The following is a 13287-nucleotide window of genomic DNA, read 5'->3' on the forward strand; positions in this document are numbered from 1 at the left end:
TCCCGCCGCACGGGGTGCGGCGGGAAGCGGGCCCGCGTCGTGGGATGGCAGGGTCGGGCGAGCCGGCCGGATGCGGGACGACGGCCCCGCGCGGGCTCAGACGATGGGCGTGTCCACGGTCGGCTTCTGGCAGGACGAGGAGCCCTGGCAGGAGCACGAGCCCCACGAGGCGCCGCCCTCGGGCAGCGCGACGGTGTCCCGCATGGCGGTGACGGTGAGGTCGCCGAGGTCGAGGTCCAGGTCCTCGAAGCCGAATTCGGGGGTGTGCGCGGTGTCGGACATGGGTGTCTCCCTGAGTGTGGAAGCGAAGCCGAAGGGCACTGGGTGGAATCCCGCGGGCCGGTGAAAGGCCGCTCCCCGCGGAAGGGAATGCCGGATGTGCTCGGGTTTCGGCCCGGCCGGATATCGATCCCTTCCGGCCTGTGGAGCGGCTGACCCGGACCCAAGGATCACCTGGCGGCTCGGCGGTCCGCTAGAGCCGAGATCCGGACGCGCTTCCGAACCCGTACGGATTCTGGCGCGTTTTCGCGGAAAAGAGCGTCCCGGCCGGGCCTGATCGCAGCATTCGGGCCATCGCGGCTGAAAGGATCCTGTCGTGGGGGCCCCGGATATGACGGCGCCCCCGTCCACCGGGGGGTGGACGGGGGCGGAGGTCGGTGGGATGTCAGTCGGAAATCAGCCTTTCCTCACCACGCTCGACTTCAGCCGCACGGAGCCGAGGCCCTCGATCCGGCGGTCGGTGTCGTGTCCGCCGACTCCGTCGACGAGGCGGATGTCCTCGACCATCCGCTCCTCGGGCAGGGAGGCCGGTCCGCACCACGCGGCGGTGCCCCGCCGACCGGGGTCGACGGGGCACCGCAGGGCACGCTCTTCCGGGAAGGGTCAGGCGGCCGGGACCGGGTAGGTCGGGTACTCGACGCCGGACACGTGCTGGACCACACGGATGACCTGGCAGGAGTAGCCGAACTCGTTGTCGTACCAGAGGTACAGGATCGCGTTGTCGCCGTCGACCTTGGTGGCGCCGGCGTCCACGATCGAGGCGTGGCGCGAGCCGACGAAGTCCATGGAGACGGCGTCGGGGGCGGTGGTGAAGTCGATCTGGCGCTTCAGCGGCGAGTGCAGGGAGACGCCGCGGAGGTACTCCAGGACCTCGTCGCGGGTGGTCTCGCGGCCCAGGCGCAGGCTGAGGATGGCGATCGAGACGTCCGGGACGGGGACGCGGATCGAGCTGCCGGTGATCGGGGCCTTGAGGTCGGGCAGCGCCTTCGCGACGGCGGAGGCGGCGCCGGTCTCGGTGATGACCATGTTCAGCGGCGCGGAGCGGCCGCGGCGGTCGGCCTTGTGGTAGTTGTCCAGGAGGTTCTGGTCGTTCGTGAACGAGTGGACCGTCTCCACGTGGCCGCGCAGCACGCCGTACTCGTCGTCCATGGCCTTGAGCGGCGGGACGATGGCGTTGGTGGTGCAGGAGGCGCAGGACAGGATCTGCTCGTCGGGCTTGATCGTGTCGTGGTTGACGCCGTGCACGATGTTCGGGACGTCGCCCTTGCCCGGGGCGGTCAGGACGACCTTGTCGATACCGGGGCGCAGGTGCTTGGAGAGGCCCTCGCGGTCGCGCCACTTGCCGGTGTTGTCGATGAGGATGGCGTCCTTGATGCCGTACGCCGTGTAGTCGACCTCGGAGGGGTCGTTCGCGTAGATCACGCGGATCGCGTTGCCGTTGGCGATGATCGTGCTGTTCGCCTCGTCGACCGTGATCGTGCCCTGGAACTGGCCGTGGATCGAGTCGCGGCGCAGCAGCGAGGCGCGCTTGACCAGGTCGGCTTCGCCGCCACCGCGGACGACGATGGCACGCAGGCGCAGACCGTTGCCGGAGCCGGCCTTCTCGATGAGCAGGCGGGCGACGAGGCGGCCGATGCGGCCGAAGCCGTAGAGGACGACGTCGCGGCCGGAGGAGCCCTCCAGCTTGTTCTCACCGGTGGCGCCGGCGACGGCCTCCGCGGTGAAGTCGGCCACGGACAGTCCGCGGTCGTCGGCGCTGTAGTTCGCGGCGAGCATGCCGATGTCGATCTGCGACGGACCGAGATCGAGGGCGGCGAGGGCCTGCAGGAACGGCATGGTCTCGGTGACCGAGAGCTCCTCGCCGTCGATCTGCCGGGCGAACCGGTGGGTCTTGAGGATGCTGACCACCGACTTGTTCACCAGGGAGCGGCTGTGCAGCAGGATCGTTACATCCCGCTCGCGGTGCAGCTTCCCGATGATCGGGATCATCGACTCCGCGATCTCCTCGCGGGTCTTCCAGTTGCTGAACGAGTCCTCGTTGACAGTCACAGAGTTATCTTTCGAGCTAGGCGGCGCTCATATGGTAACCCGACCGGAATCCGACCCTTCTGCAGGGGTCAGCCGAGGCTCGGGTGGGCTTCCGGGTGGGCGTCCCACCATGTCCGGTGGAAGGCGTTGTTGTCCACGTTCGCCAGGTACGCCTCCACGGCCGCCCGGTGCAGCAGCTCGCCCTGGCGGGCGGAGACCGACGCCCGGTTCCAGGCCAGCCGGATCCGGCCGGTGACCGGGGTCCCGGCCAGGGGGCGCATGACCGTGCCCGGCACCGCGGGGGCGGTGGGCTGGCTCAGCGAGATCGCCCGGCCGGCCGCGATCAGGTCGTGCTGCATCTTGCGGTCGGTGATCCGGTAGCGCAGCGAGGGGGTGAAGCCGGCCCTGGCACAGGCCTCGATCAGGGCCTCGGGCCCGCCGTCGTCGTCCTGGACCAGCGTCATCCACTGTTCGCCGGCCAGGTCGGCCAGGTCCAGCCGGGCGCGGCCGGCCAGCGGGTGCCGCGCCGACATCCGGATGCAGAACGGCTCCCGGGGCACGACGGTGCGGGCCTGGACGCCGCCGGGCAGCGGGACCTCGTAGTCGTTGACCTCGCCGTAGACGATGGCGTCGTACTGGCCGGCGCCGAGCATCCGCACGAGCGTGGTCACCGAGTTCTCCAGGTCCACCGCCACCTCCCGCCCGCCCGGGGCCAGGTCGGTGCGCGCGAGCAGGCCGTCCAGCAGCACGAGCAGGATGCAGCCGAGCCGCAGGGGCACGTGCGCCGCCGACAGCGCACGGGCCTCGGCTCCCAGGGCGTCCATCTCGCCGAGCACGCGGCGGGCCTTGGACAGGACGAAGTGGCCCAGCGGGGTGGGCTCCACCCCGCTGCGGCCGCGGACGAAGAGCTCGCCCCCGGTGACCCGTTCGATCCTGCGCAGCTGGGCGGAGAGCGCCGGCTGGGAGACTCCGAGCCGGCGCGCCGCCGCGCCCAGACTGCCTGCTTCCGCTATCCGGCAGACGGCTTGCAGGTGCCTCAACTCCAGCTGCATCCCGGCAGCTTACGAACGGCGGCCCCAACGCACCATAACGCGGGCCTTATGCCCGCAGAGATGTCCCAATCCCGCCATGTACACGCTCATACTCGGCGACGGCGTACAGCCAGACACCCCCCACACACGATCGGAGTGGACTCGTGCAGCCCACCAGATGGACGGCGTCCGTGGCGGCCTTCGCGCTGACCGCGAGCCTCGCCGGTGCGCTGGCCGGTACCGCGTCGGCCGCGCAGCAGCCAGATCCCGTACCGCCCCGGCCCTCCCGGGCCGACCGGGCCGTGGCCGCGGCGGACGCGGCCGTGCGCAGCGGCCTGGACAGCCTGGTCAACCAGCCGCAGCAGCAGTACGACCGCCGCCTGGTCACCCCCTGGGTACAGGACCTGTTCTCCGTCGCGTACGAGCGCAGCTACCGCGGCCTGCCGGTCGTCGGCGGCGACGCGGTCGTCCTCGCGGACGGGGAGGGCAAGGTCCGCGCCCTCCAGTCGGCCTCCTCGACCGTGATCGACGTGTCGGTCACCCCGACCGTCACCGCCAAGGCGGCGGAGTCCTCCTCCCGGGCCGAGCTGGCGAAGGTGGACAAGGTCGAGAGCAGCCGCCTGGTCGTCCGGCTCAAGGACGACAAGCCGGTCCTGGCCTGGGAGACGGTCCTGACCGGGTCGGCGAAGTCGGCGCCCAGCCGGATGCACGTCTTCGTGGACGCCCGTACCGGCAAGGTCGTCGACCGCTGGGACGAGGTCGTCGCGGGCACCGGCACCAGCAAGTGGAACGGGCCCAACCCGCTGACGATCGACACCACAGCGTCCGGAGGCACGTACTCCCTGCGCGACCCGAACCGCCCGGGCCTGAGCTGCCAGGACTACAGCACCGGCACCGTCTTCTCGAAGTCCTCGGACTCCTGGGGCACCGGCAACCCGACCTCCAAGGAGACCGGGTGCACGGACCTGATGTTCGCCGCGCAGAAGCAGTGGGACATGCTCCGCCAGTGGCTCGGCCGCAGCGGCGTCGACGGCAACGGCCGCAGCTTCCCGGGCAAGGTCGGGCTGAGCGACCTCAACGCGTACTGGGACGGCAGCTCCGTCACCATCGGCCACAACAGCGCCAACGAGTGGATCGCCGGCATCGACGTCGTGGGCCACGAGTACGGGCACGCCATCGACACCAACACCCCCGGCGGCACCAGCGGCCAGGAGGCCGGACTCGGCGAGGGCACCGGCGACATCTTCGGCGCTCTGACCGAGGCCTACGCCAACGAGCCCTCCCCGTACGACACTCCCGACTACACCGTCGGCGAGATGATCAACCTCCAGGGCCGGGGCCCGATCCGGAACATGTACAACCCCTCGGCGGTCAACAACGACCCGTCCTGCTACAGCTCCTCCATACCGAACACCGAGGTGCACGCGGCCGCGGGACCCCTGAACCACTGGTTCTACCTGCTGGCCGAGGGCAGCAACCCCGGCGGCGGCAAGCCGAGCAGCAGCACCTGCAACCAGTCCACGGTGACCGGCGTGGGCATCCAGAACGCCGGCAAGATCTTCTACGGCGGCATGCTGCTCAAGACCAGCAGCATGTCCTACAAGAAGTACCGGACGGCGACCCTGAGTTCCGCCAAGACCCTCGACGCCTCCTGCGACCTGTTCAACAAGACCAAGGCCGCCTGGGACGCCATCAGCGTGCCCGCCCAGTCCGGCGACCCCACCTGCACCCCCAGCGGCCAGGGTGACTTCTCCCTCACCCTCAACCCCGCCTCGGGCAGCGTGCAGCAGGGCGCCTCGGTGACCACCACCGTCGCCACCAGCACCACCACGGGCCAGCCCCAGCAGGTCACCCTCTCCGCGAGCGGCCTGCCCGCCGGGGTCACCGCCTCCTTCAACCCGGCCACCGTGCAGTCCGGCCAGTCCTCCACCCTGACCCTGTCCGCGAGCTCCACCACGGCCCCCGGCCCGGCCACGGTCACCGTCAAGGGCCAGGGCGCCTCCCTCGCGCACACCGCCGACTACGCCCTGAGCGTCGGCGGCGGCCAGCCCGACCCCACCACCCCGCCGGACATCAGCGCGGCCAACGTCCAGGCCCACCTGAACCAGCTGGGCACCATCGCCACGCAGAACGGCGGCAACCGCCGCGCCGGCAGCGGCGGCCACACCCAGTCCCTCGCGTACATCAAGGGCAGGCTCCAGGCCGCCGGCTACACCGTCACCGAGCAGAACTGCACCTCCTGCACCTACCCGTCGAACAACCTGATCGCCGACTGGCCGGGCGGCCCCGACGACCAGACGGTCATGTTCGGCGCCCACCTCGACAGCGTCTCCGCCGGACCGGGCATCAACGACAACGGCTCCGGTTCCGCCACCCTGCTGGAGAACGCGCTGGTCCTGGCCCAGAAGAACCCCACCATGACCAAGCACGTGCGGTTCGCCTGGTGGACCGACGAGGAACAGGGCCTCAACGGCTCGAAGTTCTACGTGGGCCAGCTGAGCAGCGCCCAGCGCGCCGCCATCAAGGGCTACTACAACTTCGACATGGTCGGCTCGCCCAACGGCGGTTACTTCATCAACAACCTGAACTCCACCACCGCCGCACCCCTGAAGGCGTACTGGACCTCGCTGAACCTCGCCCCCGAGGAGAACACCGAGGGCCAGGGCCGCAGTGACGACTACTCCTTCCAGCAGGCGGGCATCCCCACCTCCGGCTACGCGGCCGGCGCCAGCGCCCGCAAGACCTCCGCGCAGGCCTCCAAGTGGGGCGGCACGGCGAACGCCGCGTACGACTCCTGCTACCACAGCTCCTGCGACACCCCGAGCAACATCAACGCCACGGTCCTGGACCGCAGCGCCGACGGCGTCGCCTACGCGATCTGGAAGCAGGCCGTCGGCAGCGGCACCCCGTCGTCCGACTTCTCCCTCTCCACCTCGCCCGCCGCCGGCACCGCCGCACCGGGCGGCAGCGCCACCTCGACGGTGAACACCACCACCGTCAGCGGCAGCCCCCAGAACGTCGCCCTGACGGTCTCGGGCGCCCCGGCCGGCGTCACCGCCACGGTCAGCCCGGCCACCGTGCAGTCCGGCCAGTCCGCCACCCTCACCGTCCAGGTCGCCGCGGGCACCGCCCCCGGCACGTACACCCTGACGGTCACCGGTACCGGCACCGCCACGCACAGCACCACCTACACCCTGACCGTCAGCGGGGGCGGCGGCAGCTGCACCCCGGCCCAGGTCGTCGCCAACGGCGGCTTCGAGAACGGCACGAGCCCCTGGAGCGCCACCTCCGGGGTCGTCACCAACCAGGCCGGCGAGGCCCCGCACGCCGGCGCCTACATGGCGTGGCTGAACGGCTGGGGCTCCTCGCACACCGACAGCGCCTCGCAGTCGCTGACCCTCCCGGCCGGCTGCTCCTCGGCCCGCCTCGCCTTCTACCTGCACATCGACACCGACGAGACCGATCCCACCGTCTACGACACCTTCACCGTCTCGGTGGGCGGGCAGACCCTGGAGACCCTGTCCAACGTGGACGCGGGCTCCGGCTACACGCTCAAGAGCTACGACGTCTCCCGGTTCGCCGGGCAGACCGTCACCCTTCGGTTCCAGGGCGTGGAGGACCAGTCCCTCCAGACCTCCTTCGTGGTCGACGACGTCACCCTCCAGGTGAGCTGACCCACCCCGCGGCACCCCCCAGGGGCCCGGTCCGGCACCACGCCGGACCGGGCTCCGCCGCGTCCGCCGCCTGTCCACGGCGGAAGGAGCGCGGCGCCGCATTGGACACGGCGGCGCATCCCGGGCTGCCGGGGGGCTCCGGCATGATCGGTTCTCCGAGCCCCGATCCCAGGAGATCCCCGATATGTCAGACATCTTGGTCCGCGCCGCACGGCCCGGGGACTTCGAACAGTGGCGGGCCCTGTACCGGGGCTACGCCGCGTTCTACCGGGTCGAGCAGACCGAGGAGGCCGCGGCCACGGTGTGGTCGTGGATCAACGACCCCGCCCACGAGGTGGGCGCCCTGGTCGCCGAGGACGCCGGGGGCCGGCTGCTGGGCCTCGCCCACTACCGCCCCTTCGCCCGCCCGCTGTCCGCCACGACCGGCTGCTTCCTGGACGACCTGTTCGTGGCCCCCGAGCACCGCGGCTCCGGCGCGGCGGACCTGCTACTGGCCACCCTGCGCGAGCTGGCGGCGGAGCGCGGCTGGAGCGTCGTCCGGTGGATCACCGCCGACGACAACCACCGGGCCCGGTCCAAGTACGACCAGGTGGCCACCCGCACCATGTGGGTCACGTACGACATGGCCCCCGGCCGCTGACCTCTCCCGCTCAGCCCTCCCCGGCGGCGTCCGCGCAGGCGGGGCAGACCCGGTCCGCGTACTCCTCGGGGTACCAGGGCGAGCCGGGGTGCCCCGAGTGGCGCCACGAGGCCGTCTCCATGGCGAAGGTGTCCCGCCCGCACAGGGTCCGGGGACCCCGGACGTCGTGCCGGCCCGGGGCGGTGGGCGCCGCGTGCACCCGCAGCACGTCCCCGGGGGCGGGCTCCCCGGCGGGGTGCGCCGCGCCGGGCCGGTCGTACTCGTACACCACGACGGTCTCGCTCATACCTCCGACGATAGGCGCCGGACCCGTACCCCGCCGGGCCGGCGGGAGCCGCCCCGCCCGGCCGGGAGCCCGGGGCGGAACCCGGCCCCGGTGGTCGGCCCCGGGGGTCAGCGGCACGCCCCGGCGGCCAGTTCCAGCTCGTCCGCCCACACGGCCGGGTCCCGGGGGCCCGCGTGCGGCGCGGCCAGGGAGCGGACGCGGAAGCGGTTGCCCGGGGTGGCGGCGTCCGCCTCGCGGATCATCAGGTCCTGGAGCGCGAGCGGAACGGTGCGGTCCCGGGTGAACCGCAGGAACGTGCGCGGCACCCGCCCCCACTTCTCGGGGATCCCGCGGCAGTCCGCGGTCCCGGCCTCCGCCGACTCGTCGGGCTCCAGGGTGGCCAGGAGCGCCCGTACGGCGCTGTCGGGCCGGTCGGCCGCGAGGGCTTCCTTGGCCGCCGCGAAGAACGCGGGGTCGCCCGAACGCCAGTTGACGCGCGTGACACCGAGTTCAGGAGGGGTCGGGACGACGTCCAGCCGCGCAAGGGCACTGGTGGAGGCCTCGGGGGTGGACATCAGCTCCCGGACGGAGGCGTGCCGGGTCGGGCAGAAGGCCGAGGCGTACACCAGGTGGGAGACGAGCTCCGGAACCTGGTTGGCGACCGCGTTGAGGGTCGCCCCGCCCATGCTCTGGCCGACCAGCACCACCGCCCCGAGCCTGGAGGCCCGCCGTACGACGCCCACCACGTGCGCGGCGAAGTCGGCCAGCGTCACCTTCCCGAGCGGCGAGGGCTCACTGCGCAGCGCCTCCAGGTCCTGGGGGGTCTGGTAGGCGACCGGGTAGTACGCCCCGGCCCCGTGTCCGGGCAGATCGACGGCGACCGCCTTGTGCCCGCGCAGGGCCAGTTCCGCCAGCACGGGGGTCCACGCATGGGAATTCCCCGCGGCCCCGTGCACGCACACGAACACGGGCTCCCTGCACCGCCGCTCCTCGGCACGGGCCACTCCCCCGCCCCCGACAGCGGCTCCCGTCCCCACGACGACCGCCGCCTTCAGCACCCCGCGCCGAGAGCGGCCTCCGGAACTCCTGGTGTCCTTCGCTTCGTTCATGCGGCGACTGTAGGCGGGGGCTCATCGGTCGTCGGACGATTCCGGACACCCCTCACGGGTCGGTGTCAGACGATGGCCTCTCCGTCGCGCTCGCCTCCGACACAGGTCCACAATCCGGTCGAGGAGTCGTATTGGACCATTCCCCCGGTGGCCTTGCACTTCTCGGTGCTCACGTCGGCCTGTGCGGCATGGACCCCGACGCCGAGAACCGCGAACACGACTGCGGCGACAAGGCCGAGAATCCGTCTGCGCATGGGAACCTCCCGAAAGGGAACGAGGCAGGGGTCAACACCAGTCTCACCCCACCCCCGGCCGGGCCGCACCCGCTGTCGCCTCCGGGGGCGCTCATCCGGATACGGAAGCAGACTGGTGCCATGGCGAACACGCCCGTGGTAGCCGTGGGAGCGCCGGATGCGTTCGGGTGGCGGAAGGTCACCATTGACGACAAGCCCGCCGGAAAGGTCCGCAGCCCCAAGGGGCTGCAGCAGCTGCTGCGCCGTTCCGGCATACCCTTCGGGAACGACATCCGCTGGCACGGCGGCGACAGTACCGTGTGGCCGGACCGGTCCTGCCGCAGACGGGTCTACGGAATCCTCATGGCGACCGGCCTCCTGGCAACCGCATACGTATTCGTCAGGATCGGCATATCGGACACCTTCGCGGCGCTGACCTATCTCGGGCGCATCACCGGATTCATCTTCCTCCTCATGGCCGTGACCGAAGTGCTGGCCGCGTTGGCCACGTTCGACTACTGGGGCAAACGGGAGATCCGGTATTCGGGGACGGTCATCCTGATCGGAGCCGCGGCTTCCCTCAGCGCCAGCGCCGTCCTGCTCTTCATACAGCTGAGGGGCGGGCGGTACACGCATTGGCTGTTGCTGTGGTGCGCCCTCGTCCCGTGGTCCCTCTGGACCTTGTCGGTGCTCATCCACGGCCGGGCGTGGAAGGGCCTGCCCAATCCCCGGCGTATCGCGATCGGGGTGGTCATCTCCACCCTCGTGGCGTTCGCCAACCTCGCCTACACCCATGTCTACCTCCCCTACACCACGGCTCCGCTGATAGAGATCACCGGGACCTTCGGCGCACCGAGCCTCAACGAGGAGCAGACGAAGCTCTTCGTTCCGTTCCACATCCAGGTGAAGAACTCCGGCCAGATTCCCGTGTACGTCCTGGGCAGCATCTACTGGGTGTACGGCAAGCCCGTCGGCACGAGGCCGGAGGACGCCCGGAAGCAGAGGGTGATCAGCTCGGACGAGTTCATCCAGCCGTCGGGCAGGCCTTTGAATCCGGGGGAGGACTGGGCGGAGGACGAGGTCGCCGTGATCGACCGGCCGGCCGAGGCTCCGTACCAGACCCTGAAGATCGAAACCGAGGCGTGGGTGGCCCGGAAGGACAGGATGGCCATCGACAGCGACTACGTGACCTTGCGGAAGCAGTGGCCGACGCTCCAGAAGGAGAAGAAGGACCGGGAACCCCCCGGGCCGCCACCGCCGTACTACAGGTACCAGGGCATCGTCGCGAACAGCAACGAGATCCTCAACATGACGCGCGGCCGACAGCGCATCACCCTCTGGCACACGACGAACGCGTCCAACCCGTACCTCGCCGTGGAACTGGGACCGCCCGAAGAGAACAAACCGTTCGCCCCCAACAACCGCGCGAAGGCGCAGGCGAACTCCCGCAGGTACGGGCTCAGCAAGGTACGCGGCTCCATGACCCAGAAGCCCTTCGCGGAACTCCTGGAGAAGGCGCAGGCGCTCGCGGAACACCGCGCGAGCGCGCTGACCCCCACGCCGGGTACCGACTCCGCTCCGTGACCGGGACGGCGGCCCGTACACGGGGCCCGCCGGGGCGCCGCCACCCGACGCTCCATCAGGTCGAGCGTCCCGGACCCTTGACTCCTTACGCGCCAGTAGCGATTCTCATGCCCATCGTTGTGCGGGGCATGACAACTCATGCCTTGATTCGACCGCGCTCTCCGCCGACCGAAGGCATGAGTGATCACCTTGACCCCTCACCCTCCACCGCGCCCGCGCCCCCGGCGTCGGCGCCGTTTCGCGCTCCTCGCGCTCCTGCTCGCCGCGTGCGCCATGGTCCTCGGGCCCGCGCCCGTCTCCCTGGCCGAGTCGACGGCCGACCCCGGCTGGTGGAACCCCACCGCCCGGCCGCAGCCGGACTCCGACATCAACGTCACCGGTGAGCCCTTCAAGGGCACCGACGCCCAGGGCAAGGTCCGCGGGTTCGTCGACGCCCACGACCACCTGATGTCCAACGAGGGATTCGGCGGCCGGCTCATCTGCGGCAAGCCCTTCTCCGAACTGGGCGTGGCCGACGCCCTCAAGGACTGCCCCGAGCACTACCCCGACGGCACGCTCGCCGTCTTCGACTTCATCACCAAGGGCGGGGACGGCAAGCACGACCCCAACGGCTGGCCCACCTTCAAGGACTGGCCCGCCCACGACTCCCTGACCCACCAGCAGAACTACTACGCCTGGGTGGAACGCGCCTGGCGCGGCGGCCAGCGGGTCCTCGTCAACGACCTCGTCACCAACGGGGTGATCTGCTCGGTCTACTTCTTCAAGGACCGCGGCTGCGACGAGATGACCGCCATCCGCCTGGAGGCGCAGAAGACGTACGACATGCAGGCGTTCGTCGACAAGATGTACGGCGGCCCCGGAAAGGGCTGGTTCCGTATCGTCACCAGCTCCGACCAGGCCCGCGAGGTCATCAAGCAGGGCAAGCTGGCCGTCGTCATGGGCGTGGAGACCTCCGAGCCCTTCGGCTGCAAGCAGATCCTCGACGTCGCGCAGTGCTCCAAGGAGGACATCGACCGGGGCCTGGACGAGCTGTACAAGCTGGGCGTGCGCAGCATGTTCCTGTGCCACAAGTTCGACAACGCCCTGTGCGGGGTGCGGTTCGACGAGGGCGCCCTGGGTACGGCGATCAACGTCGGCCAGTTCCTGTCGACCGGCACCTTCTGGAAGACGGAGCCCTGCACCGGCCCGCAGAAGGACAACCCCATCGGTCTCGCGCCCGCTCCCGGGGCGCAGAAGGAGCTCCCGGCGGGCGTGGCGGTGCCCTCGTACTCCGCGGACGCGCGCTGCAACACCCGCGGGCTCACCGAACTCGGCGAGTACGCCGTGCGCGGCATGATGAAGCGCAAGATGATGCTCGAAGTCGACCACATGAGCGTGAAGGCCGCGGGCCGGGCCTTCGACATCCTGGAGTCCGAGTCCTACCCGGGCGTGATCTCCTCCCACAGCTGGATGGACCTCGGCTGGACCGAGCGCCTCTACAAGCTGGGCGGTTTCGCCGCCCAGTACATGAGCGGCTCGGAGGCCTTCAGCGCGGAGGCCAAGCGTACGGACGCGCTGCGCGAGAAGTACCACGTGGGCTACGGCTACGGCACCGACATGAACGGCGTCGGCGGCTGGCCCGGCCCCCGGGGCGCGGACACCCCGAACCCGGTGAAGTACCCCTTCCGCAGCACCGACGGGGGTTCGGTCATCGACCGGCAGACCGCCGGGCAGCGCACCTGGGACCTGAACACCGACGGCGCCGCCCACTACGGCCTGGTCCCCGACTGGATCGAGGACATCCGGCTCGTCGGCGGCCAGGACGTCGTCGACGACCTGTTCAAGGGCGCCGAGTCCTACCTGACCACCTGGGGCGCCTCCGAGAAGCACCAGGGCAGCGTCAACCTGGCCGCCGGCTCGTCCGCGTCGGCGTCCACCTCGGAGTGGTGGAACCCGTTCGTCGACTACTCGCCCGCCCGGGCCGTAGACGGCGACTCCGGCACCCGCTGGGCCAGCGAGTGGAACGACCAGCAGTGGCTGCGCATCGACCTGGGCTCCGCGCACCGCATCGGCCGGGTCACCCTCGACTGGGAGCGCGCGTACGGGAAGGCGTACCGGATCGAGACGTCCACGGACGGCTCGGCCTGGCAGACGGTCTGGTCCACCACCGAGGGCGACGGCGGCCTGGACACCGCCCGGTTCGACGGGGTGACGGCCCGCTACCTCCGCGTCCAGGGCGTCCAGCGCGCGACCCAATGGGGCTACTCCCTGCACGAGGTCGGCGTCTTCAGCAGCTGAGGCGTGGGGGGGGGGGGGGGGGGGGGGGGGGGGGGGGGGGGGGCGCGCGCCCGCCCCCCCCCCCCCCCCCCCCCCCCCCCCCCCCCCCCCCCCCGCGGCATATCCGCGGCCCGGCCGCGCACGGACCGACCAGGGGGGTTGGGGTACATGGGGTTCTTCGACGGGTT

Annotated in this window: 11 protein-coding genes; 4 read left to right on the plus strand and 7 right to left on the minus strand. The window is 71.0% G+C overall.

Annotation, left to right across the window (positions count from 1 at the left end; translation table 11 throughout):
• Positions 1 to 96: 96 nt before the first annotated feature.
• From WDV06_RS33010 to WDV06_RS33025, 4 genes are all read right to left on the minus strand, one after another.
• Positions 97 to 282, minus strand: coding sequence for a thiazolylpeptide-type bacteriocin (locus tag WDV06_RS33010; RefSeq protein WP_395513498.1), 186 nt, complete (start codon positions 280 to 282; stop codon positions 97 to 99).
• 393 nt (positions 283 to 675) lie between these two features.
• Entirely contained in the window at positions 676 to 786 is a 111-nt protein-coding gene (locus WDV06_RS33015) for a PhnA domain-containing protein (RefSeq protein ID WP_395513499.1), read from the minus strand.
• Positions 787 to 882: 96 nt separating this feature from the next.
• A complete protein-coding gene (locus WDV06_RS33020; RefSeq protein WP_395513500.1) occupies positions 883 to 2328 on the minus strand; it encodes a glyceraldehyde-3-phosphate dehydrogenase in 1446 nt (481 codons plus the stop codon).
• Between the two features lie 68 nt (positions 2329 to 2396).
• Positions 2397 to 3359 (minus strand): LysR family transcriptional regulator, encoded by a 963-nt coding sequence (locus WDV06_RS33025; RefSeq protein ID WP_395513501.1) that lies wholly within the window; start codon positions 3357 to 3359, stop codon positions 2397 to 2399.
• Positions 3360 to 3502: 143 nt separating this feature from the next.
• Between WDV06_RS33025 and WDV06_RS33030 the strand changes: the two genes are divergently transcribed.
• Together WDV06_RS33030 and WDV06_RS33035 are read left to right on the plus strand one after the other, a co-directional pair.
• Positions 3503 to 7012, plus strand: a complete 3510-nt coding sequence (locus WDV06_RS33030; RefSeq protein WP_395513502.1) for a M28 family peptidase — start codon at positions 3503 to 3505, stop codon at positions 7010 to 7012.
• A 184-nt stretch (positions 7013 to 7196) separates the two neighbouring features.
• Positions 7197 to 7652, plus strand: a complete 456-nt coding sequence (locus tag WDV06_RS33035) for a GNAT family N-acetyltransferase (RefSeq protein WP_395513503.1) — start codon at positions 7197 to 7199, stop codon at positions 7650 to 7652.
• A 10-nt stretch (positions 7653 to 7662) separates the two neighbouring features.
• On the opposite strand, the gene WDV06_RS33040 is transcribed toward WDV06_RS33035, so the two are convergent.
• The 3 genes from WDV06_RS33040 to WDV06_RS33050 form a co-directional block, all read right to left on the minus strand.
• Positions 7663 to 7938, minus strand: coding sequence for a hypothetical protein (locus tag WDV06_RS33040; RefSeq protein ID WP_395513504.1), 276 nt, complete (start codon positions 7936 to 7938; stop codon positions 7663 to 7665).
• A 107-nt stretch (positions 7939 to 8045) separates the two neighbouring features.
• Positions 8046 to 9026: an alpha/beta fold hydrolase gene (locus tag WDV06_RS33045; RefSeq protein WP_395513505.1), complete on the minus strand. Its 981-nt coding sequence runs from the start codon at positions 9024 to 9026 to the stop codon at positions 8046 to 8048.
• Between the two features lie 65 nt (positions 9027 to 9091).
• Complete coding sequence (locus tag WDV06_RS33050; protein ID WP_395513506.1) at positions 9092 to 9280, minus strand: hypothetical protein; 189 nt, start codon at positions 9278 to 9280, stop codon at positions 9092 to 9094.
• Between the two features lie 120 nt (positions 9281 to 9400).
• On the opposite strand from WDV06_RS33050, the gene WDV06_RS33055 reads away from it, so the two are divergent.
• A complete protein-coding gene (locus tag WDV06_RS33055; protein ID WP_395513507.1) occupies positions 9401 to 10843 on the plus strand; it encodes a hypothetical protein in 1443 nt (480 codons plus the stop codon).
• 273 nt (positions 10844 to 11116) lie between these two features.
• Positions 11117 to 13120, plus strand: coding sequence for a galactose-binding domain-containing protein (locus WDV06_RS33060; protein WP_395513508.1), 2004 nt, complete (start codon positions 11117 to 11119; stop codon positions 13118 to 13120).
• Positions 13121 to 13287 lie beyond the last annotated feature (167 nt).

Source organism: Streptomyces racemochromogenes (assembly GCF_044129415.1).
GTDB lineage: Bacteria > Actinomycetota > Actinomycetes > Streptomycetales > Streptomycetaceae > Streptomyces > Streptomyces racemochromogenes_A.

Coding starts and splice junctions, on each gene's coding strand:
- WDV06_RS33060 (WP_395513508.1), top strand. CDS start 11,117: ATGGTCCTCGGGCCCGCGCCCGTCTCCCTGGCCGAGTCGACGGCCGAC.
- WDV06_RS33025 (WP_395513501.1), bottom strand. CDS start 3,359: ATGCAGCTGGAGTTGAGGCACCTGCAAGCCGTCTGCCGGATAGCGGAA.
- WDV06_RS33015 (WP_395513499.1), bottom strand. CDS start 786: ATGGTCGAGGACATCCGCCTCGTCGACGGAGTCGGCGGACACGACACC.
- WDV06_RS33010 (WP_395513498.1), bottom strand. CDS start 282: ATGTCCGACACCGCGCACACCCCCGAATTCGGCTTCGAGGACCTGGAC.
- WDV06_RS33050 (WP_395513506.1), bottom strand. CDS start 9,280: ATGCGCAGACGGATTCTCGGCCTTGTCGCCGCAGTCGTGTTCGCGGTT.
- WDV06_RS33035 (WP_395513503.1), top strand. CDS start 7,197: ATGTCAGACATCTTGGTCCGCGCCGCACGGCCCGGGGACTTCGAACAG.
- WDV06_RS33040 (WP_395513504.1), bottom strand. CDS start 7,938: ATGAGCGAGACCGTCGTGGTGTACGAGTACGACCGGCCCGGCGCGGCG.
- WDV06_RS33055 (WP_395513507.1), top strand. CDS start 9,401: ATGGCGAACACGCCCGTGGTAGCCGTGGGAGCGCCGGATGCGTTCGGG.
- WDV06_RS33045 (WP_395513505.1), bottom strand. CDS start 9,026: ATGAACGAAGCGAAGGACACCAGGAGTTCCGGAGGCCGCTCTCGGCGC.